This window comes from Ruminococcus sp. RTP21484sp1_RTP21281st1_A8_RTP21281_210402 (assembly GCF_040914025.1).
Taxonomy (GTDB): Bacteria; Bacillota; Clostridia; order Lachnospirales; family Lachnospiraceae; genus Blautia_A; species Blautia_A faecis.
In genome coordinates this window covers 58,048-76,912 of the sequence record NZ_JBCPGE010000008.1, presented here as the reverse complement: position 1 = coordinate 76,912, position 18,865 = coordinate 58,048, and the positions used below count along the sequence as shown (strand labels likewise).

The following is an 18,865-nucleotide window of genomic DNA, read 5'->3' as shown; positions in this document are numbered from 1 at the left end:
TCCTTACAATGTTTTTTATAATAATTACATGAATACAAATGCTACTACAGAATGTACAGGACTTGGCTATCGTATGCCAGATAACTCGGAGGAATGGAATGCATGCCGAGAGGTTTTCGATTTTCTTCCTGTACCATTTCCGGATTCGGAGGATACAAAGCAACAATGAAAAATTTCACAAAACTATTACTTGGCTCTTTGGTACTGTTCTCTCTGTCAGGATGTACTGCCGGTGATATAATCACCAGCTATACTTCTACTTCTGATCAGAGTGAAACCACCTTACAGAACACTTCAGAAACGCCCAAACAGCGTGTTTATATGGATGAAATCAAAGGAACCCTTAAGGATTTCACCGGTGCCACCCTGACTATGGAAAGTCAGGAACAAACTTACGTTTTTGATCTTTCTGAAGCAACTTTGGAATGCGAAGATGGCATGATCACTGGAGATGAAATCAGTGTCATTTATGAGGGTCAGCTCTCTAACAAAGATACCAGCACTGTAAAAGCATTGAAAGTAGTAGACGACTTTCACAAAAAGCATCAGCTGGAAGTACGAAAGGCCTATGGGGAAGTACAGAGTCTGACTCCAAATACCATTACCATAAAAAATAAAAAAGGCAAAACAGCCACCTATCCAATCACTGGAACTGAACAATATTATCAGAATGGCATCCGCACCGGTGTATGGGTATACATTCATTTTAAAGGCAAGTTTGCTTCCAGTCAGGATACCCAAAGTTCTTCTCTTAATGCCAGTCATCTGAAAGTACTAAGCATTTCAGATATTGATCCGCTTACACTTCCAGATCCAACACCAACACCAGATCCTGCACAAGTTTCTGCCGATGACTCAGCAAAAGAACAGCAGATTCATGCAGAAATTCAGAATATTTCCCTGAATACGCTCACAGTTCTTCCCTCTGGCTCTGACAGCACAATAAATGTGGACTTGTCTCAGATTCCTTCTTACTTTAAAGGTGGAACAGCACCAGGCTCCTATGTAACCATAACTTGCACTGGACAATTTCAGGGAAATTCACTGGATGGTGTTACTGTTACAGCAGTCACCGGTGATGATCCGGATTCTCTTGGAAGCCGGGAAATTACCAGCTCAGTCAGCGGTACAATTATAGGCCATACAGCAAATACCGTCACACTTCAAACTGGCGATGGCGCAACCATAACCTGCTTTACAGAAGGGGCAAAGGATACCTCCACCAGTAATATGGAATCCGGCGCAGGTATCTGCATTACCTTTGATCCTACAAAATCCAAAAATTCCAACATTTATACATCTATCAAGATTCAGGACGCCTGAAGGTGTCCTGAATCCTTTTCTCTCCATCTGCCAGCCAGGCTCTCACATCCCCGGATTCTCCCAGAATGTCCATAAATGCCTGGTATTCATCCATTAAGCCCTTCCCATGTAAGACCATATAAGCTCCTGCATCACTTCCAAGAGCCACCTTTGCTCGGTACTTGTATGCCAGACGAAGGTTCTTTGCGGCCAGTTCTATAATAGGATCAAGCACTGATTCCTTATATCTTCCACATCCACGAAGATTTCGAATTGTCACAAGAGTAGGAACCCATACACTATCACTGTCAGCTAATTCTCTGATTGTTTCCGGATCAATATAATTTCCATGTTCTACTGAATCCACACCAGCTTCCACAGCTGCCTGTACACCATAAATTCCATTGGTATGGCTCATCACCGCCATCCCTTCTTCATGGGCAATATGTACCATCTCGCAGACTTCCTTCCTGTCTAAAGGCGTTCCGGTAATCTGTCCATGGTTATTAAAATCCAGAAGTCCTGTGGTCATAATTTTAATAAAATCTGCCCCTTTGTTTTTCGCTTCTTTCAAAAGGACATGGTATTCTTTCATAGTGTCAAAACCTTTTCCCACGATAGAGCCATAGTGTCCATTTTTATGGATGGCAAAAATAGGAGTACGATAATCAATTCCATATTCTGGTGCCAGTTTCCTGGCTCTTTCCGATACTCCTAATGCATCTCCACCATCTCTTACAAAGACAATCCCCAGCTCTTCATAAGCTTTCAAATGTTTCCGTATCACTTCATCGTTTACATGATCCTTATGAATAGAAATTGCATCTTTATAATTCAGTCCATCCATGATCAGGTGCGCATGACACTCTCCAAACATTTCTTCCTATAACACTGATTATCTTGAAAAATAATTCAGCTTTTCCTTTCTTCCGCAGAGCGTGTTTGAAAAAAGGACTTCTGCAAGATGTGCGTCACAATTTGTGGGAGATTTTGTCCGGAGGAGGGCATCGTAGCGGGCTATGACAACCGAATTCGGGCAAAATATACCGCAAAGTGGGGCGTACAGATTGTGGGAATGCTTTTTCAAACACGCTCTAATACGGATTTTTTTCAATCCTCTTTTATTATTTATTGCAACTATTCAGCGGGTGCTATTCCGCAAGGTGCTTTTGCGAAGGAACTGAACAACTGCTATTTATTTTCGAAAAAGGCTCGAATTTCTTTCTCGGAAGCCTGCACAGACCCCTGTACAAAGAAAGGCTTACCGCCTCCCCTGCCATTCAATACTGCATTCATCTCTTTTGTAAACTGACGTAAGTCTCCGTCTTTTTCTCCCATAGCATACTTATAGCTTCCATCTGCATTCCTGGAGAATACTGCACAACGCCCCTTACAGACCTGTAAAATTGCATCTGTAAGCTTCTGAACGCTTCCTGCTTCCATTCCTTCCTGGAATAAAAGCACATTCTCTTTTTCTTTCCATTTAGCAGCTTCGCCAACGATAAATTCTTCTTCTAACGCATGTACTCTTCCCTTCAGAGCAAAATTTTCATCCTGAAGCCTTGCTACCGCTGACGCTGTTTTGTCCATTTTCGCAGACAGCTTCACGGAAATCTGACGATTCTGTTCATTTACCATATTCAGATAATCAAGCACTCGCTTACCTGACAGCATTTCCATACGAACCCCCTCACGGAATTTCACCACAGAAAGCAACTTCACCATTCCAATTTCTCCAGTACGCGTCACATGAGTTCCGCAGCATGCGCAGGTATCTGCTCCTGGAAAGCGCACAATACGAACCCATCCGGAAAGCTCTTTCTTGCTTCTGTAATCCAGATTTTTAAGTTCCTCCTCTGTAGGATAAAAAATCTCAACTTCCTGGTTTTCCCAGATAATCTGATTCACTTTCGCTTCGATTTCGGCCATTTGTTCTTCATCCAGCATTCCGTTGAAATCGATGGTGATCACATCGCTTCCCATGTGGAATCCCACATTGTCATATCCAAATGCTTCGTGTACCAGCCCACTTACAATATGCTCTCCGGAATGCTGCTGCATAAGATCAAATCTTCTGCCCCAGTTAATTTTTCCTATTACATCCATACCGACTTCCAAAGGCCCATCTGTATAATGAATTAACTCTCCATCCTTCTCATGAACTTCCTTAACATTTATTCCGCCTAATATACCGGTATCACTGGGCTGTCCGCCTCCTTCTGGATAAAAAGCTGTCTGGTTTAAAATTATTTCATAGCCTTTCTTGCTCTCACGACACTCCAACACCTTGGCGGTAAATTCTTTTTTATATACATCTTCATAATATAACTTTTTTGTCTCGTACATAAATGCTCCTTCTTTCATAAATTAAACAGCAGGATTTATTTCTATCTTTTATTCACGAAACTGATTATAGTCTATTTATGCTCTTCCCGCAATTTTTATTTTTTCTTTGTATTTAGTCATTTCAGGACGTGTTCAAAATATGCCGCAATCTCCCACAAAGTGTGACGCACACCTTGCATAAAGCCTTTTCAAACACGCTCTAACCCATCCGATATCTATGAATTCTCTCATGCAAGCATGGCTCATTCATGGTTTCCATCCGGGACTTTCATAGTAAAAACACCTTGCAAAATAGTACCAGCTGAATAATTACAAAATTTTTATTTATTTTTGAAGAACTTTATCAGGCAGTCGCGTTATAATTAGAGAACGGACAGGAAGGAGGCTGATAACATTTCACAGGAAGAATATCTGGAATATCTGATTGACCAATACCAGAATCTGATATATTCCATATGTCTGAAATCAGTAGGTAATCCTTTCGATGCAGAAGACCTCACTCAGGAGGTATTCCTGTCTGCCTACAAAAGTCTCGCCCACTTCGATGGGCTTTATGAAAAAGCCTGGCTTAGCAAAATTGCAGTACGCAAATGCCTTGATTTCCTAAAAGCTGCCGGACGCCGTTCAATTCCAACGGAAGATATTTATTTCTCACAGCTTCCTGATCTGGAGAATCATTCTTCCCCAGAGGAACAGTATCTGCAGTCTGATTCGGAACAGCAGGTATTTCGGATATGCAGCAGCCTGAAAAGTCCTTACAAGGAAATTGCCATTGCTCATTTCTGTAAACAAATGTCCGTAACAGAAATATCGCAAAAAGAAGGCAAAAACCCTAAGACCATTCAGACACAGCTATATCGTGCAAAAAACATGTTGAAAAAAATGTTGGCAGAAAGGAGCGATTAAATGCATATCAATAGTAATGACCTGAATAATTTTCAAAATGAAGAGATGAACACTGATGAAATCATTGCATTTCTGGAACATATGAATCACTGCGACTACTGTCTTAACCAGCTTGTGGACGAATATACAGATCATGCATCCTCAGCTCCCGCCTATCTGAAAGGAACAATTATGGAACGTGTTACAGCTCCTGATATTCAGATACAGAAAACAGCAGCGGATGCCACCTATAAAATGCGGTTTTTCTATGAGGGGCTCCGCACTGTAGTCGGAGTCGTACTTGCACTGGTTATGTTGTTCAGCCTTGGGCAAATGGACTTCGTCTCGCCTCAGCTTCCGCAGTCCACAGCCAAATCATCTGAAACGCGCCGGGAAATTAGAACTTCATTACGTAATTTTTCAAATGGAATTACAGATGGAATCTCTGATGCTCCCCAGAAAGTTGTCAACTACATTAATTCTATTTCAAATACAATAACAAACGGAGGTAACTAACATGCAAAAACAAAAAAAGGGATTCCTGCTTTTTATCTCTTCCCTGATTCCTGGTGCGGGAGAAATGTATATGGGATTCTTTAAGCAGGGAATCAGCATTATGACTCTATTCTGGGCTATTATCGCAATTGCCGGAGGGCTTAATATCTCCTCTCTGGTTATCTTTCTTCCTGTATTATGGTTCTACAGTTTCTTCCATGTTCATAACTTGAAAGAACTGCCGGAAGAAGAATTTTACGCGATAGAGGATAACTATATTCTGCATCTTGACCGTATATTTCAGAATAATATCAGGCTCTCGCAAAAACATATTAAAATTGCGGCAATTCTCCTGATTGTTTTCGGAGTTGCTGTTTTCTGGAATGGTTTCCGTGATCTGCTCTTCTGGATTTTACCAAATTCTCTGGCTATTATTATACAGGATATCATGTACCAGATTCCTTCTGTTATCATTGGAATTCTGATCATCGTTGCCGGTTATCAGCTTCTTACAGGAAAAATCAAAAGCATCTCTCCTGACGAAAAAGCTGATTGTAAAAAAGATGTGTCAGAACATTATTGGCAGCCATATCGTCCTTATCAACAGCCTGTTGATAACAGCGCTCCACAAATGAATACAAAATCAGCACCTGCCTCAACAGTGTCTTCAACAACACAGCCAGATCAGAATGCGGATAATGTAATAAAGAATACCGATATCAAAATTTCGGATACTACTTCAGTTCAACCATTCATTACTGCTGAGCCAGACAATAATTCTGCAAAATAGAGTAACTATTCCAATAAAAGTCAGGTATCTGCCACATAATATTTCTAATAACTTTACCGCCGATAAATTTATTTTATCGGCGGTATTTTTATTGAGATTTCTCCAAAAGCCAGCTTACTCTGAGTGCCATCAGTCTCCTGAACCAGCAATTTCCCATCTGGACAAATCGCTAATGCTCTGGCACTTCTGCTGCTTTTATTATCTGTAATTGTAATTTCATTTCCCGGAACAATATTATGTTCCACGTATTCTTCTGACAATTTCAATTCCCGGGTTTCTTCCAGAAGATAGTTCACAATCTGCGCTGCAAGGCGGTTCCTGTCCGCAGTTCTGGAGGATTGTTCATCTTCGTAGATTCCTCCGGCAATTTCCTGAAGCTCTTTGGGGAATTGTTCCTGCTCAACGTACAAGTTCAGCCCAATTCCTACAATTGCAAATTCTATATTTCCACTTTCAAAATCTGTGACCGCCTCTGTAAGAATACCACAAACCTTACGGTTATCCTTGTACAGGTCATTTACCCATTTAATTCCAAGTTTTACACCGCATACTTCTTTCACAGCCTTATACACTGCAGTAGCTGCTGCAGTAGTGATCAGAAGACTGCCCTCCAGTGTCCCCTTCGGTTCCAGAATAACACTGAGATAAATCCCATTGCCTTTAGGAGAATAAAACTCCCTGCCTCTTCGTCCTCTTCCTGCTGTCTGCTCCATGGCAACAACAAAAGAGCCGTGTCCAGCCATTCCGCTCACAGCCAGCTGCCTGGCCTCCAGATTGGTAGAGCTGATTGCATCAAATATTTTTATCTCAACCTGTGGATCCTCCAGAAAAAGTCTGATTCCCTCTGCTGAAATCAGATTACTCTCTCTTGCAAGCATATATCCCTTATTCGGTCCGGCCTCAATGGGGTATCCTTCCTGGCGCAGACTGTTCACAGCTTTCCAAACTGCGGCTCGTGTACAGGAAAGCTCCCTGCCAATATCCTCGCCAGATAAAGTTTCACCTTTATGCTGTTCTAATAACTCCAAAAGTCTGGATTTAACCGTCATGCTTTTATCCTTCATAATTCTCCAGGGCTTTTCTTAAAAAATCCCGGTATTCTTTTCGCACATTCTCCGGTGAAATCACTCTCACGCTATTTCCAAGGGCAGCAAGCCAGCCATAAAACTGTGTACTTACATTCACCTGTACCCTGGTGACGGAGTGCTCATTGTCCTTGGACATGATCATAATATCCTGCCCAAATCGATCAATCATTACACCAACAAGATGGTTCTCAAATTCCAGATTAACTTTCTCTTCACGGCCTCCAAACATTCCAAAAGTACCGGCAGCAAATCTGGCACTGTCAAATTTCCGGAAGAGTTCGGCACCATTTCTTGCTTCATTCTCTGTAAGGATCTTCAACATTTTGTCTACGCGGTAATGCTTCACAATGCCACTCTTCTCATCAACTCCTATCAGATAATAATTACCATCCTGCCATATCATCTGCCATGGACTGATCTGATAGCGAGCTCCACCTTTCTTCAAATGTTTCTCCTTGGACACTGTCCATTCTGTATACTGGAAGCTGATCTGTCTGTTCTGTGAAATTGCTCTGTGTATCTCATCTACATTATAATAAATGCTCTCGTTTGTATTCTTCACCTGATCCAGTACGATTGCCTGCCGCTGCAGGTCTTTGGCCTGATAAATACTGGTAAGGTGCTCCAGTTTCTGGATCAACTGCCGCGATTTCCCAACAGTAAGAAATCTGGAAAACTGAACAGCATCTACAAGAAGCTTCAGCTCTGCAGTCTCAAACTCACGGCTTGCAAGATAAAAACCTGACGGTCTCTCTCTTCGATTCATAATATCCATTCCAAACACACGCAAAGTCTCTATATCGTCATATATCGTCTTCCGCTCTGCATGAATTCCCAGACTCTCCAGATAGGAAATCAGATCTTTCACACTCATGGGATGTGCCTCATCTGTTTTCTCAGAAAAGACTCGCATAAGATATAAAATTTTCAGTTTCTGCTGGAAAGATTTTGGCATATCCTTACTCCTATTTATCTGTCAATACCGCTACGACTCCAGAATATAATACCATAAAAGCAAAGAGCAGAGCAATAAGATCTGCACCATGAAAATCATAATTAAAGATCATAGCTCCCCCGATCATGAGCTCCAACGTAATAAAAAGTCCCAGTATCATGGCTGTGCTCCCGGAAAATTTCCTGCCGCGGCTCTCCTGTGTATCCTCCATATATCCCTCTGCAAGGGCAGCTCTTCTGCTGTTAATATTTCTGCCTGATTTCCACATAATATCTCCTCCGTTTCCCAAACTCCAATATCATCCGCCATCAAATACCGAACGTATTTTCCGAACATATTTTCTTTATGAGACTAGTCTACCACAATATCAGTCCTATAAAACGGTATGAATCCATCATTTTCGAATATCTGTTCGTTTTTGAGTGATAAAAAAACGTCTGAACCTGTTTTAAACAGAACCAGACGTTTTCCTTTTTACAAAATCTAAATGAACATGTTTACAGGCTTATTTATTCGCTATACTTTCATAGTAGTTAATCCACAAACATGTTTTTACATAAATCCGGCGAACACAGAAGCGGCGATAACAGTAAGAAGTCCGGCAACGGCAATTGCCAGGCTGCTCATAGCACCTTCTACAGGACCCAGTTCCATTGCCTTAGATGTACCTATGGCATGGGCTGAAGTTCCAAGTGCCAGACCTTTCGCGATAGGCTCCTCAATTTTTGCCACTTTAAGGACTGCCTCCGCAATCACATTTCCCAGCACACCAGTGATAATAATAACTGCAACCGTGATCGTAACAAGTCCGCCAAGTTCTTCCGATACACCCATTCCAATGGCTGTAGTAATGGATTTCGGAAGCAGAGTAACATACTCCGAATGGGAAAGTCCAAACAGCTTTGCAAAAATCAAGACACTGACCATACTTGCAAGTACACCGGAAACAATTCCTATAACGACAGCTTTCAGATTCTTACGAAGCACAGTAAGCTGTCTGTAAAGCGGTACCGCAAGACATACTGTAGCAGGAGTAAGCAGATAACTGATATACTGACCGCCTGCATTGTAGGTCTTATAATCCACCTGCATAAGCTGAAGCATTCCCATTACACATAGAATTGCAATCAAAAGAGGATTAAACAGCGCCATTTTAAACTTTTTCTTCAGCAAAAGACCGACCTCATATCCAGCCAGACTTAATGCCGCCCCGAAAAACAGGGAATTTTCTATAAAATTTATCATTTCTTATCTTTCCCCCTGTCCTTTCTGATCACAAACTGAGTACTGCGTCCAGTAACTACCATTACAATGACGGTTGTCAGAATTGTTATGAGCACAACAGGAAGCCAGATTGGCTGCAGATCACCCCACGCTTCCAAAAGTCCCACACCTGCAGGAACGAACATAACCGGCATAATTTCAACCAGAAAATCTGCTGCTTCCTCTACCTGCTCAAGTTTCAGAATTCCGCTTGCAAGTGCTCCAAGCATCAGCACAAGACCATATACACTGGCCGGTACCGGAAGAGGCAAAAGGATATGTAATCCCTCACCCAACGCTGAAACCAGCAAAATAATACAAAATTGCCTCAGATACTTCACTTTTTGTCTTCCTCCTCGCTGTCTCCACAAAGAAGTTCATTTGCAATTTCCAGATAAGGCTGAAGCTCCTCAAGAGAAGCCCTGCCATTTCGCTTCATCTTTGTAATCCCTGGATACTGTGCAGGGATGGATCTTGTCATATTTCTGTCACCGTAGATTTTCACCATATCTCCATTTTCCAAGGTATCCCCGGCAATTAATTTATCATTTTTGTTATAAATTCCTTCCTTGGGAATCGCTGCCTTGAAAACAGTTTTTTTATCCATATCTACGAATACCATTTCCTTCAGTATATCTCCGGCTTCCACATAAATAGCTCTTATGGCTTCATTTTCCAGACGGGCTTCCTCCTGTTTGTCTTTCTGTGCCTGTCTGGCAACCAGATTCCAGAACGAGCCGCCTACTACGCCAAAGATCACCAGAAGAATGACAATTCCTACAATGAATTTCACATCGATTTCTTTTTTCTCCACTGCAAATCCTCATTTCTTTCATGGCTTTTTCTTCTGCCCTATTATACATTATCTTGTTAAAATTGCAATGTCATCTTTCGACAATTCTCTCCCCTGTTTTTCCCAATTTTTCTACAACATAATTGTAAAACTGTGTTCTGGATATTCCTTTTTTCCACATTGCAACTGTTCAGAGCACGATTTTTTCCACCTGCCAGCTGCCGTTTTCCACGGTCATAACTGCCATGGTCACATCTCCCCCAAAGCGGCTTCTGCCGCAGCTTCCAGGGTTCAGCCACAGCCTTCCGTCAATTTCTTTTGCAAAATACTGATGACTGTGTCCAAAAATCACCACCTGGGTATCCCCTAACTCCCAGGCAACATCTTTCCTGTCATGAACCATAAAGAATTTCACATTTCCCACTGTAAAGTTCAAGCTTCTTCGCAGATTCTGTGCCCAGTATCCATCATTGTTTCCTCGCACTACATATAAAGCGCCCAATGATCTTATAGCATCCAGAAGCTCCGGTCTGTCCACATCTCCAGCATGAAAAATGCAGTCACAGGATTGTAATATGTCCAGAACTTCTGTCCGTAAAAGACCATGTGTATCTGAAATAATCCCAATTTTAATTTTCTTATTTTCTGTCATTTTACCGTTCCTTATACCACATTCCTCTATCTTTTTTCTAAAAAACACCCAGCCTTTTCCTCAAAACAGACAGATTTTCCCATACTCGCCGTCAAATCCAGGTTTACAGATTACTTCTCTGTTTCTAAGTTTCCGAATGCCTGAAGCAATCATGTGACTACTTTCTTTCTCAATATCCGCAATGGGAATTTCCCTTAAAATATCAAATTCATTTCCCAGTTTCTGAAGCATCTTTTCATATTCACCAGTGACTGTTTTGGTGGTTACAGCCTTTCCAACACAGGCAGAAATCACCTCAGGAAGAGGTACAATGCTCTCAAAAGGTCTGGCATTTTTTCTCACAAACCCATTTTCTCTATCAGCCAGATCCATAATTCTGTGATTCACTCCCATAGTCAGTTTTTTCCCACATACAGGACATATTCCATGATACTTTTCAGCTTCTTCCGGGCTCAGACAGATGTGACATTTTCTGTGTCCGTCATAGTGATATTTGCCCTCTTCCGGGAAAAATTCCAGTGTTCCAAGAAGACCTTTTCCATATTGGACAGCACCATAAAGTCCCTGATAGGACAATTCAATGTCCAGTAAGTTAGCCTCTCTTCCAAGCTTTGATGGAGAATGTGCATCTGAGTTTGAGATCAGCTGAAGTCCATCAAGTGCAGATAAACGCCAGTTCATAGGTGGATCTGAAGATAATCCCGTCTCCACAGCATGAACATATGAAGTAAGATCTTCAAAACATTCTTCCATGGTATCAAACCCTGAGGCGGCACCAAAAAGTCCGAAGTGGGGAGTCCAGATATGTGCTGGAACCAACATTCCATCGGCACAGTTTTCCAGTAAAATTTCCAGAAGATCGTGACAATCAAGTCCCAGTATTGGTCTTCCGTCTGAGTGAATATTTCCAATCTTTTCCAGTCTCCCAGCTATTTTATCTGCTTTTTCAAGGCCGGATAAAAGAAGTACATTATGAACCTTGCGGCACTTTCCATTCTTCTTATAGATAGAACTGATCTCCCCTGTAATTACGAAACGGGGAGCTCCCCCAGGAAGCATTTTCGCCTCTTCCAGCACATATTCATCTCTTAACCGATACAGTCCACTTTCTGCCGGAACCAGCTTTTCTTTCAGTTCCTCCCGCCAGGCAGGATGGGTAAAATCACCGGTTCCCACTAAAGAAATTCCTTTTTTTCTTGCCCACAGATCCAGATATTCCGGGGTTCCAAGCTTGCTTGTTGCCATGGAATATCTGGAATGAATGTGAAGATCTGCGATTATTTCCACTTAATTAACTCCATTTCAGTCATTTATATTTTGATTTGCAACTGCTCAAAATTCTCAAAACTATAGAAAAAAACACTTTCCAATGTGTTCTTTTTATTTCTTTTTATTTCTTTTTATACCAGTTTGTAATCCATTTTCCTGCTGCTGTCAGATTCTTTGAGGACCATTTTCCTGTATTACTGCAGCCGGATTTTATAAATGCAGAGCTTTCTGCCTTATTTGACAGGCTCCATGCCATATAGCTGATATTGTTTTTATCCAGGAAAGTCAGCCACTTTTTTGCTTCAGCTTTATCAAGTCCACCATTTCCAGAAGCATCACAGATACTAAACTCGGATACAAATAACGGCAGTCCTTTATCAAGGGCAGCCTGTGCTTTATCTCTCAGCCATTCCTTATGTGTTGCTGCGTAAAAGTGCAGGGTGTACATTACGTTTTTTCTGTATTTCTTACTAACCGGGGAAAGCGCAGCCTGATCTACATCCTGTGACCAGTTGGGCGTTCCTACCAGAATCACAGCTTTTTTGTCATAGGTGCGGATACCTTTTATAATCTTTTCAGCGTATTTTTTTATTGTACTCCAGGATGTTCCTCCATTTGGCTCATTACAGATTTCGTAGATCACATTGGTATTATTTTTGTATTTTTTTGCCATTTTTTTGAAAAACTTCAAAGCTTCTTTCTGATTTTGCTGAGGGTTTCCATCACTTAAAATATGCCAGTCAATAATCACATACATACCTGCATTTGTGGCATATTTTACACCGTTATCAATACACGCTTCCAGCTTACGCCGATTGGATGCATCCCCGGTACAATAGCCGTTATATTCAGCAGTATACATGGCAAGACGCACTGCATTTACCTTCCAGTTTTTCTTCATAAAAGTAAATGCACTTTGATTTACATACTCTGGATACCAGGACAGACCATGGGTGCTGATACCTCTAAGCTGTACTTTTTTCCCACTGCTGTTTACAAGCTGTGTGCCTTTTACCTGTAATCTGGGAAGCTTGGACGCAGCCGCTACCGGTACACAGAATGCACATAAAAATACGATTGCAATAAGCAAACCGAACCATTTTTTTCCTTTTTTTCTCATTAAAAACCCTCCTCCATTAATCTCCAGCCGTTGTCTTTTAGCCACTTTTGTCTTTCCCGGTAATCTGGAAGGATCTTCTCAACTTCTTTCCAGAATGCCTGGGAATGGTTCATTTCCCTACGGTGGCAAAGCTCATGGACCACCACATAATCCAGCACCTCAGGAGGTGCCAGAATTAACAGCCAGTTAAAATTCAGATTTCCATTTGCGGCACAGCTTCCCCATCTTGTTTTCTGTTGACGCAGGGTAATTTTCCCATAGCTTACCCCTAACTTTTCTGCATAATATGCCACTCGCCTTGGAATTACCACGCAGGCTTTATTCTGCAGATGCTGTCTTTCCAGGGCAGACAGCTTTTGTACGTTCTCCTTCTGTGCATCTCTTTTCTGGATTTTTTCCAGATTTTTCAGGATCCATTCTTGTTTTTCTTCCACAAATTTCTGAATTTTTGCTTCGGAAAGACGGAGAGGCGCGCGTACAACAACACTGCCATCAGCCTTAATTTCCAGGCTCATAGTTTTGCGGCTGCTGCGGATGATCTGGTAGGAAATCTGAGAGCTCAGCATAGGATTTTCTCCATGTAAGCGTTCATTTGCTGCTCCAGTATTTCCATCTTTTCCCTGGTGTCTTTCTCCTTATATTGCAACCGCTTTATAATCCTGGAAATGTAATCCTTTTCTTTCATGATCTGCCATGTTTCCTTAAAATTCAGGTCATAATACTGCGCTGCATAGGATACCCAGTAATCTACGGATGTAATCCGGTCAGGAGATGAAACTGCCTCTTTTCTCAGGCAGGATTCCCATACCTTTGGAGATATTTTGCCTTCTCCGGCATGCTCCTGAGGGACACCGATCATAGCCTCCACAGAATCCACCAGCTTCACTCTGCAATTGTCCAGCTTGTCTGCATCGCGGATCATTTTTGCGTGGAAAAGAGTTCTTTCGTCCTGAATTCCTTCCAGCCTGAAATCACTGTGTCTGGCAATTGCCACGCGAATGAGCTCATCATAGCTTCGGTCTTCTATGAATCTGCTGATCATCGGATTTTCTCCCTCAAATAACAGTTGTACACCGAATGCAGCGTGATCCATAGTGTCCGGTGAAAAGCTGTTATAAAGACGAAGCTGTTGGAATCTTCCAATATCGTGAAGCAGGGCAATAAGCTCCGCAAGCTGTTGGTCTTCCTCATTCAAATGCATTCTGTGACCAATTTCACGAGCACTTTTTACCACCCCATATGTGTGAATGATTTTTAATTTTATCTTTTCATCTTCTCTGTCATATCCATTTAAATAATCCTCGAAAACGCCTCTTGCATGTTTAAAATCTATCTTCAAAATGCCTTCCTTTCCGCTGTATCTTTTGCACATCCAGAGCGAATATTAAGTAACCGCTTTTGTCAATGTGCAGATACTGAACAGCAGCTCTTTTAATCCTTATTATAAACCACCTGGTTTTCTTTTCCAATAAAAGCGTCAGATTTTCGAAAATTTCTACAGACTTGCGAAGGTTTGACGCATAACGTATAATACAAGACAATGATAACATATATTAATTATAAGCAAACAAATTTCGCTATTGTTTACATTTCGTTACGGTTCACTGGTAACGTTCCGCGAGGCGTTTTTGTGAACAAAGTTCATAGATAACACAATTCTGCATGCTTCGTGAAGCTTGTGGATAATACTCATTTTCAGGGAGGATGCCATGGCAGATAAAATACCTGATATTTCACCAAACGTAGACGAAACCATGAAGGAGCTTGAAACCCATGGTTCTTTTGAACTGCCAGTAGAAACCTATACAGATAATTGTGAGATTTTCCGCTCCTTATACAACCACTGGCATAAAGAAATGGAGATCATCTGTATTGACAAGGGAAACGGGCTTGCAAGGCTTAACCGGGAAACACTGCGTCTGAAAGAGGGAGATCTTCTCATTGTCAACAGCGGTGTTCTGCATGGAATCAAGTCAGATTCCAGACATATTTTATATTACAGAAGCGTGGTGTTTGACCTTAGCTTTCTGGCGGGTCCTGCAGGGGATCTCTGTCAGGAAAAAGTAATCTCCCTGCTTATGGAGAACCGGGCAGAATTCACCCATCTGATCACTCCTGCCAATGAAAATTATAATAATATTTTCCATCTTTTCTGCGAGATCCATAAATGCCACAAGGAAAAACCGCCCTTCTATTATATGAAGCTGAAAGGACTTTTCTATGGGCTTTTTTATGAAATGCTGGCAGGAAATTACATCATTACTACAGATGCCGAACAGAACAGGAATCTTTTATCTGTAAAAAAGGTCCTGGACTATATCAGTGCCCATTACCGTGAGCCTCTGTCTGTAAAGGAACTGTCCGGTCTTTCCAATTACAGTGAATTCTATTTTATGAAGCTGTTCAAACAGTATACCGGAAAAACAGCAGCAGCCTACCTGAATGACTACAGACTTGAAAAGGCAAAGTCCCTGCTTTTGCATACAGATGCATCTGTGACGGACATTGCTCTAGATGTAGGTTTTAACAATACCAGTTATTTTATAAAAAAATTTCAGGAAGCCAATCAGCTGTCCCCTCACAAATTCCGCAAAAAAATGTCATAACAGAACAGTTTTGTTGTATTTTTCTAAGAGATGCATATGCTAATATAACACCATCGAACAAAGGTGATGTCCACGGCATCAGGCATACCGGTGGATTTCAGACGAGCATCATTCACACGCTCTCGAAAGGAGAAAATAATTATGAAAGCTTTAGAAACTATGATCCAGAACATGTTCCACAAAGACTGCGCAGCATGTACCGACCAGGAAGTATACGAAGCACTTCTCACCTATACAAAAGAGCAGTTAGCTGCAAAAGGCTATCACGATGGTAAGAAAAAAATTTACTATATTTCTGCCGAATTTCTCATTGGTAAACTTCTTTCCAACAATCTGATCAATCTTGGAATCTACGATGAGGTTGCAGAATTTCTGAAAAAAAATGGCAAATCTCTTGCAGAAATTGAATCCGTTGAGCCGGAACCATCTCTTGGAAATGGTGGTCTTGGACGTCTGGCTGCATGTTTCCTGGATTCTATTGCAACACTTGGACTTCCTGGAGAAGGTATTGGTCTGAATTACCATCTTGGACTTTTCAAACAGGTTTTTGAAGACAATCTTCAGCATGAAGTACCGAATCCATGGATCACTCCTGATTCCTGGCTGACTGCTACAGATGTAACTTATATGGTTCCTTTCAGAGGTTTTTCCCTGAAATCTACCATGTATAGTATTGATGTTGCAGGCTATGAAAACAAAGCGATCCACCTTAATCTTTTTGACATTGATCTGGCAGATGAGTCCATGGTTCATGATGGAATTACCTTTAACAAAAAGGATATTCTCCACAATCTGACACTGTTCCTGTATCCGGACGACAGTGATGAAGATGGACGTAAGCTTCGTGTTTACCAGCAGTATTTCATGGTCAGCAATGCCGCTCAGCTGATTCTGGATGAGGCAGTTTCCAAGGGAAGCAACCTTCATGATCTGGCTGATTATGCTGTCGTTCAGATCAACGACACTCACCCAAGTATGATCATTCCTGAGTTCATCCGCCTTCTTGGTGAGCGTGGAATTGACTTTGATGAAGCTGCTGAAATCGTTTCCCATGTATGTGCATATACCAATCATACAATTCTGGCTGAGGCGCTTGAAAAATGGCCAATCCATTATCTGGAAGACATTGTTCCACAGCTGGTTCCGATCATCCGCAAGCTGGATGAAAAAGTAAAAGCCAAATATCCGGCTGAAAATCTTGCTATTATTGACAGCAATAATCTGGTTCATATGGCACATATGGACATTCATTATGGCTTCTCAATCAATGGTGTTGCAGCCCTTCATACAGAGATTCTGAAGAACTCCGAGCTGCATCAGTTTTATGAAATTTATCCTGAAAAATTCAATAATAAGACCAATGGTATTACTTTCCGCCGCTGGTTAATGTATTGCAACCAGCCACTGACCAAGTTTATTTCTTCACTTATTGGAGAGGGTTATAAGAAAGATGCCGATGAACTGAAGAAGCTTCTGGCTTACAAAGATGACCAGAAGGTTCTGGATCAGCTGCTTGAGATCAAGACAAATGCAAAGAAGATCTGCAAGGATTTTGTTCTGGAAAATACTGGCATCGAGATTGATGAAAACAGTGTTTTTGATATCCAGATCAAGAGACTTCATGAGTATAAACGTCAGCAGTTAAATGCTCTTTATATTATTTATAAGTATCTGGAAATCAAAGACGGAAAGAAACCGGAAAGACCGATTACTTTCATCTTTGGTGCAAAAGCAGCTCCTGCTTATTACATTGCAAAAGATATCATTCATCTGCTTCTGACTCTGGAAACCCTGATTCAGAATGATCCGGACGTAGCACCTTATATGAAGCTTGTTATGGTGGAAAACTACAATGTAAGTGCTGCTGAAAAACTGATCCCTGCCTGCGATATTTCCGAGCAGATTTCCCTGGCTTCCAAGGAGGCAAGCGGTACCGGAAACATGAAGTTTATGCTGAATGGTGCTATTACTCTTGGTACTATGGACGGAGCAAATGTTGAGATCAGCGATCTGGTTGGCAAGGATAATATTTATATCTTTGGTGAGTCCAGTGATGAAATTATCAAGCATTATGAGAAGATGGATTACAATTCCAGAGCAATTTATGAGGGAGATGCTGATATTAAAAAGTATGTAGATTTTATTGTCAGCGAGCCGATGCTGAAGCTTGGTAAAGAGGAACATCTGAGGAACTTCTATAACGAACTTTTGAATAAAGACTGGTTTATGACTTTGCTGGATCTCAAAGATTATATTAAAGTTAAAGATCAGGTATTTGCGGATTATGAAGACCGCAGCAGCTGGGCAAAGAAAATGCTCGTAAATATCGGAGAAGCCGGATTCTTCTCTTCTGACAGAACTATTGAGCAGTATAATAAAGATATCTGGCATTTAAACTAAAAAGTGCATCCCGCGGCAGTATATATAGCTGACGCGGGATTTTTTTAACAATATTCACATTTTCACTCTGAAGTACTACTTTTTTTCTGTTACTGTCTGCAGAGTCAACAGTGATTTTTTTCCCATTACTGGTCACTCCGTGACCAGTAACTTTTTCCTAAGTTCATACAAAATAAAGCAGCATAACCTTGCAAAATCGAGGATTTCCAATTACAATGAATACATCATTCATGAAAGGATTTTACAAAATGACAAAGGAAGAACTCGCTCTTGAAGTAATAGATCGATTAAAGAAAGAATACCCCCTGGCAGATTGCACTCTTGATTACGACGAAGCCTGGAAACTGTTGGTTAGCGTACGGCTGGCAGCACAGTGTACAGATGCCAGAGTCAATGTTGTAGTGCAGGATCTGTATGCCAGATATCCGGACGTAGCCGCACTTGCAGCAGCTGCCCCTGAAGAAATTGAAGCGATTGTAAAGCCTTGCGGACTGGGAAAAAGTAAAGCCAGAGACATCAGCGCATGCATGAAAATCCTGCATGAAAAATACCATGACAATGTTCCATGTGACTTTGACGCTCTTCTCGCCCTCCCCGGTGTAGGACGCAAAAGTGCCAATCTGATCATGGGCGATGTATTCGGTAAACCAGCTATTGTCACTGATACACACTGCATTCGTCTCACCAACCGGATTGGCCTTGTGGATGGAATCAAGGATCCTAAGAAAGTTGAAATGGCACTGTGGAAAATCATTCCGCCGGAAGAGGGAAATGACTTCTGTCACCGCCTGGTAAACCACGGACGTGAAGTCTGTACTGCCAGAACCAGGCCTTATTGCGACAGATGCTGTCTCGCTGATATCTGCGCAAAAAACGGAGTAGACTAAAGCAAAGGCTTTCT

21 protein-coding genes and 1 pseudogene are annotated in these 18,865 nt (G+C 41.5%); 8 read left to right on the top strand and 14 right to left on the bottom strand.

Annotated elements, in window-relative coordinates; all coding sequences use genetic code 11:
* Positions 1-165: 165 nt before the first annotated feature.
* Complete coding sequence (locus tag AB5170_RS05720) at positions 166-1,323, top strand: hypothetical protein (protein WP_173770905.1); 1,158 nt, start codon at positions 166-168, stop codon at positions 1,321-1,323.
* On the opposite strand, the gene AB5170_RS05715 is transcribed toward AB5170_RS05720, so the two are convergent.
* Both AB5170_RS05715 and AB5170_RS05710 read right to left on the bottom strand, forming a co-directional pair.
* The gene (locus AB5170_RS05715; protein WP_148462186.1) at positions 1,304-2,179 is read right to left on the bottom strand and encodes an amidohydrolase family protein; all 876 of its coding nucleotides are present in this window, start codon (positions 2,177-2,179) and stop codon (positions 1,304-1,306) included. The two genes, AB5170_RS05720 and AB5170_RS05715, sit on opposite strands and share 20 nt — an antisense overlap.
* 18 nt (positions 2,180-2,197) lie before the next feature.
* Positions 2,198-2,389 (bottom strand): DUF6783 domain-containing protein, encoded by a 192-nt coding sequence (locus AB5170_RS05710; RefSeq protein ID WP_325064492.1) that lies wholly within the window; start codon positions 2,387-2,389, stop codon positions 2,198-2,200.
* Here AB5170_RS05710 and AB5170_RS05705 point away from each other — a divergent pair.
* Positions 2,309-2,614 carry a DUF6783 domain-containing protein gene (locus AB5170_RS05705; protein WP_325064495.1) on the top strand — a complete coding sequence of 102 codons (306 nt, stop codon included), beginning with the start codon at positions 2,309-2,311 and terminating at the stop codon, positions 2,612-2,614. The genes AB5170_RS05710 and AB5170_RS05705 overlap by 81 nt on opposite strands.
* Positions 2,615-2,997: 383 nt before the next feature.
* On the opposite strand, the pseudogene AB5170_RS05700 reads toward AB5170_RS05705, so the two are convergent.
* Positions 2,998-3,648: pseudogene (locus tag AB5170_RS05700) on the bottom strand (alanyl-tRNA editing protein); the annotation flags it as partial.
* Between the two features lie 393 nt (positions 3,649-4,041).
* Between AB5170_RS05700 and AB5170_RS05695 the strand changes: the two are divergent.
* From AB5170_RS05695 to AB5170_RS05685, 3 genes are read left to right on the top strand one after another with little or no spacing between them, the layout of a single operon-like run.
* A complete protein-coding gene (locus AB5170_RS05695; RefSeq protein WP_173718455.1) occupies positions 4,042-4,554 on the top strand; it encodes a sigma-70 family RNA polymerase sigma factor in 513 nt (170 codons plus the stop codon).
* A complete protein-coding gene (locus AB5170_RS05690) occupies positions 4,555-5,049 on the top strand; it encodes a hypothetical protein (RefSeq protein WP_148462184.1) in 495 nt (164 codons plus the stop codon).
* A gap of 1 nt (position 5,050) precedes the next feature.
* The gene (locus tag AB5170_RS05685) at positions 5,051-5,818 is read left to right on the top strand and encodes a hypothetical protein (RefSeq protein ID WP_148462183.1); all 768 of its coding nucleotides are present in this window, start codon (positions 5,051-5,053) and stop codon (positions 5,816-5,818) included.
* Between the two features lie 68 nt (positions 5,819-5,886).
* Here AB5170_RS05685 and AB5170_RS05680 read toward each other — a convergent pair whose 3' ends face one another.
* From AB5170_RS05680 to AB5170_RS05630, 11 genes are all read right to left on the bottom strand, one after another.
* A complete protein-coding gene (locus AB5170_RS05680) occupies positions 5,887-6,882 on the bottom strand; it encodes a biotin--[acetyl-CoA-carboxylase] ligase (RefSeq protein WP_306797064.1) in 996 nt (331 codons plus the stop codon).
* Entirely contained in the window at positions 6,872-7,861 is a 990-nt protein-coding gene (locus tag AB5170_RS05675) for a YafY family protein (RefSeq protein WP_173734981.1), read from the bottom strand. Before AB5170_RS05675 ends, AB5170_RS05680 begins: the two co-directional genes overlap by 11 nt.
* 10 nt (positions 7,862-7,871) lie before the next feature.
* On the bottom strand, positions 7,872-8,129 hold the full coding sequence (locus AB5170_RS05670) for a hypothetical protein (RefSeq protein ID WP_148462181.1): 258 nt from the start codon (positions 8,127-8,129) through the stop codon (positions 7,872-7,874).
* Positions 8,130-8,413: 284 nt separating this feature from the next.
* Positions 8,414-9,106, bottom strand: coding sequence for an LrgB family protein (locus tag AB5170_RS05665; RefSeq protein WP_173770906.1), 693 nt, complete (start codon positions 9,104-9,106; stop codon positions 8,414-8,416).
* Entirely contained in the window at positions 9,103-9,465 is a 363-nt protein-coding gene (locus tag AB5170_RS05660; RefSeq protein ID WP_118578807.1) for a CidA/LrgA family protein, read from the bottom strand. Before AB5170_RS05660 ends, AB5170_RS05665 begins: the two co-directional genes overlap by 4 nt.
* Positions 9,462-9,938 carry a hypothetical protein gene (locus AB5170_RS05655; protein ID WP_118578805.1) on the bottom strand — a complete coding sequence of 159 codons (477 nt, stop codon included), beginning with the start codon at positions 9,936-9,938 and terminating at the stop codon, positions 9,462-9,464. Before AB5170_RS05655 ends, AB5170_RS05660 begins: the two co-directional genes overlap by 4 nt.
* 169 nt (positions 9,939-10,107) lie before the next feature.
* Positions 10,108-10,569 (bottom strand): metallophosphoesterase, encoded by a 462-nt coding sequence (locus AB5170_RS05650; RefSeq protein WP_173770907.1) that lies wholly within the window; start codon positions 10,567-10,569, stop codon positions 10,108-10,110.
* Positions 10,570-10,629: 60 nt separating this feature from the next.
* Positions 10,630-11,856: an endonuclease Q family protein gene (locus AB5170_RS05645; RefSeq protein ID WP_330386317.1), complete on the bottom strand. Its 1,227-nt coding sequence runs from the start codon at positions 11,854-11,856 to the stop codon at positions 10,630-10,632.
* A 103-nt stretch (positions 11,857-11,959) separates the two neighbouring features.
* Complete coding sequence (locus AB5170_RS05640) at positions 11,960-12,958, bottom strand: glycoside hydrolase family 5 protein (protein WP_118578801.1); 999 nt, start codon at positions 12,956-12,958, stop codon at positions 11,960-11,962.
* Positions 12,958-13,524: a M48 family metallopeptidase gene (locus AB5170_RS05635; protein WP_226814855.1), complete on the bottom strand. Its 567-nt coding sequence runs from the start codon at positions 13,522-13,524 to the stop codon at positions 12,958-12,960. The genes AB5170_RS05640 and AB5170_RS05635 overlap by 1 nt, the downstream gene beginning before the upstream one ends.
* A complete protein-coding gene (locus AB5170_RS05630) occupies positions 13,518-14,297 on the bottom strand; it encodes an HD domain-containing protein (RefSeq protein WP_325064491.1) in 780 nt (259 codons plus the stop codon). The genes AB5170_RS05635 and AB5170_RS05630 overlap by 7 nt, the downstream gene beginning before the upstream one ends.
* A gap of 370 nt (positions 14,298-14,667) precedes the next feature.
* Here AB5170_RS05630 and AB5170_RS05625 point away from each other — a divergent pair, with 370 nt between their 5' ends.
* From AB5170_RS05625 to nth, 3 genes are all read left to right on the top strand, one after another.
* Positions 14,668-15,564: an AraC family transcriptional regulator gene (locus AB5170_RS05625; protein WP_226836606.1), complete on the top strand. Its 897-nt coding sequence runs from the start codon at positions 14,668-14,670 to the stop codon at positions 15,562-15,564.
* Between the two features lie 141 nt (positions 15,565-15,705).
* A complete protein-coding gene (locus tag AB5170_RS05620) occupies positions 15,706-17,964 on the top strand; it encodes a glycogen/starch/alpha-glucan phosphorylase (RefSeq protein ID WP_173770909.1) in 2,259 nt (752 codons plus the stop codon).
* A 248-nt stretch (positions 17,965-18,212) separates the two neighbouring features.
* Positions 18,213-18,851 (top strand): endonuclease III, encoded by a 639-nt coding sequence (nth, locus tag AB5170_RS05615; RefSeq protein ID WP_173715838.1) that lies wholly within the window; start codon positions 18,213-18,215, stop codon positions 18,849-18,851.
* Positions 18,852-18,865 lie beyond the last annotated feature (14 nt).

What these genes read in the sequence shown, in the direction of transcription:
- AB5170_RS05720 (WP_173770905.1), top strand. Translation starts at nt 166, where the DNA reads ATGAAAAATTTCACAAAACTATTACTTGGCTCTTTGGTACTGTTCTCT.
- AB5170_RS05715 (WP_148462186.1), bottom strand. Translation starts at nt 2,179, where the DNA reads ATGTTTGGAGAGTGTCATGCGCACCTGATCATGGATGGACTGAATTAT.
- AB5170_RS05690 (WP_148462184.1), top strand. Translation starts at nt 4,555, where the DNA reads ATGCATATCAATAGTAATGACCTGAATAATTTTCAAAATGAAGAGATG.
- AB5170_RS05685 (WP_148462183.1), top strand. Translation starts at nt 5,051, where the DNA reads ATGCAAAAACAAAAAAAGGGATTCCTGCTTTTTATCTCTTCCCTGATT.
- AB5170_RS05680 (WP_306797064.1), bottom strand. Translation starts at nt 6,882, where the DNA reads ATGAAGGATAAAAGCATGACGGTTAAATCCAGACTTTTGGAGTTATTA.
- AB5170_RS05675 (WP_173734981.1), bottom strand. Translation starts at nt 7,861, where the DNA reads ATGCCAAAATCTTTCCAGCAGAAACTGAAAATTTTATATCTTATGCGA.
- AB5170_RS05670 (WP_148462181.1), bottom strand. Translation starts at nt 8,129, where the DNA reads ATGTGGAAATCAGGCAGAAATATTAACAGCAGAAGAGCTGCCCTTGCA.
- AB5170_RS05665 (WP_173770906.1), bottom strand. Translation starts at nt 9,106, where the DNA reads ATGATAAATTTTATAGAAAATTCCCTGTTTTTCGGGGCGGCATTAAGT.
- AB5170_RS05650 (WP_173770907.1), bottom strand. Translation starts at nt 10,569, where the DNA reads ATGACAGAAAATAAGAAAATTAAAATTGGGATTATTTCAGATACACAT.
- AB5170_RS05640 (WP_118578801.1), bottom strand. Translation starts at nt 12,958, where the DNA reads ATGAGAAAAAAAGGAAAAAAATGGTTCGGTTTGCTTATTGCAATCGTA.
- AB5170_RS05635 (WP_226814855.1), bottom strand. Translation starts at nt 13,524, where the DNA reads ATGCTGAGCTCTCAGATTTCCTACCAGATCATCCGCAGCAGCCGCAAA.
- AB5170_RS05625 (WP_226836606.1), top strand. Translation starts at nt 14,668, where the DNA reads ATGGCAGATAAAATACCTGATATTTCACCAAACGTAGACGAAACCATG.
- AB5170_RS05620 (WP_173770909.1), top strand. Translation starts at nt 15,706, where the DNA reads ATGAAAGCTTTAGAAACTATGATCCAGAACATGTTCCACAAAGACTGC.
- nth (WP_173715838.1), top strand. Translation starts at nt 18,213, where the DNA reads ATGACAAAGGAAGAACTCGCTCTTGAAGTAATAGATCGATTAAAGAAA.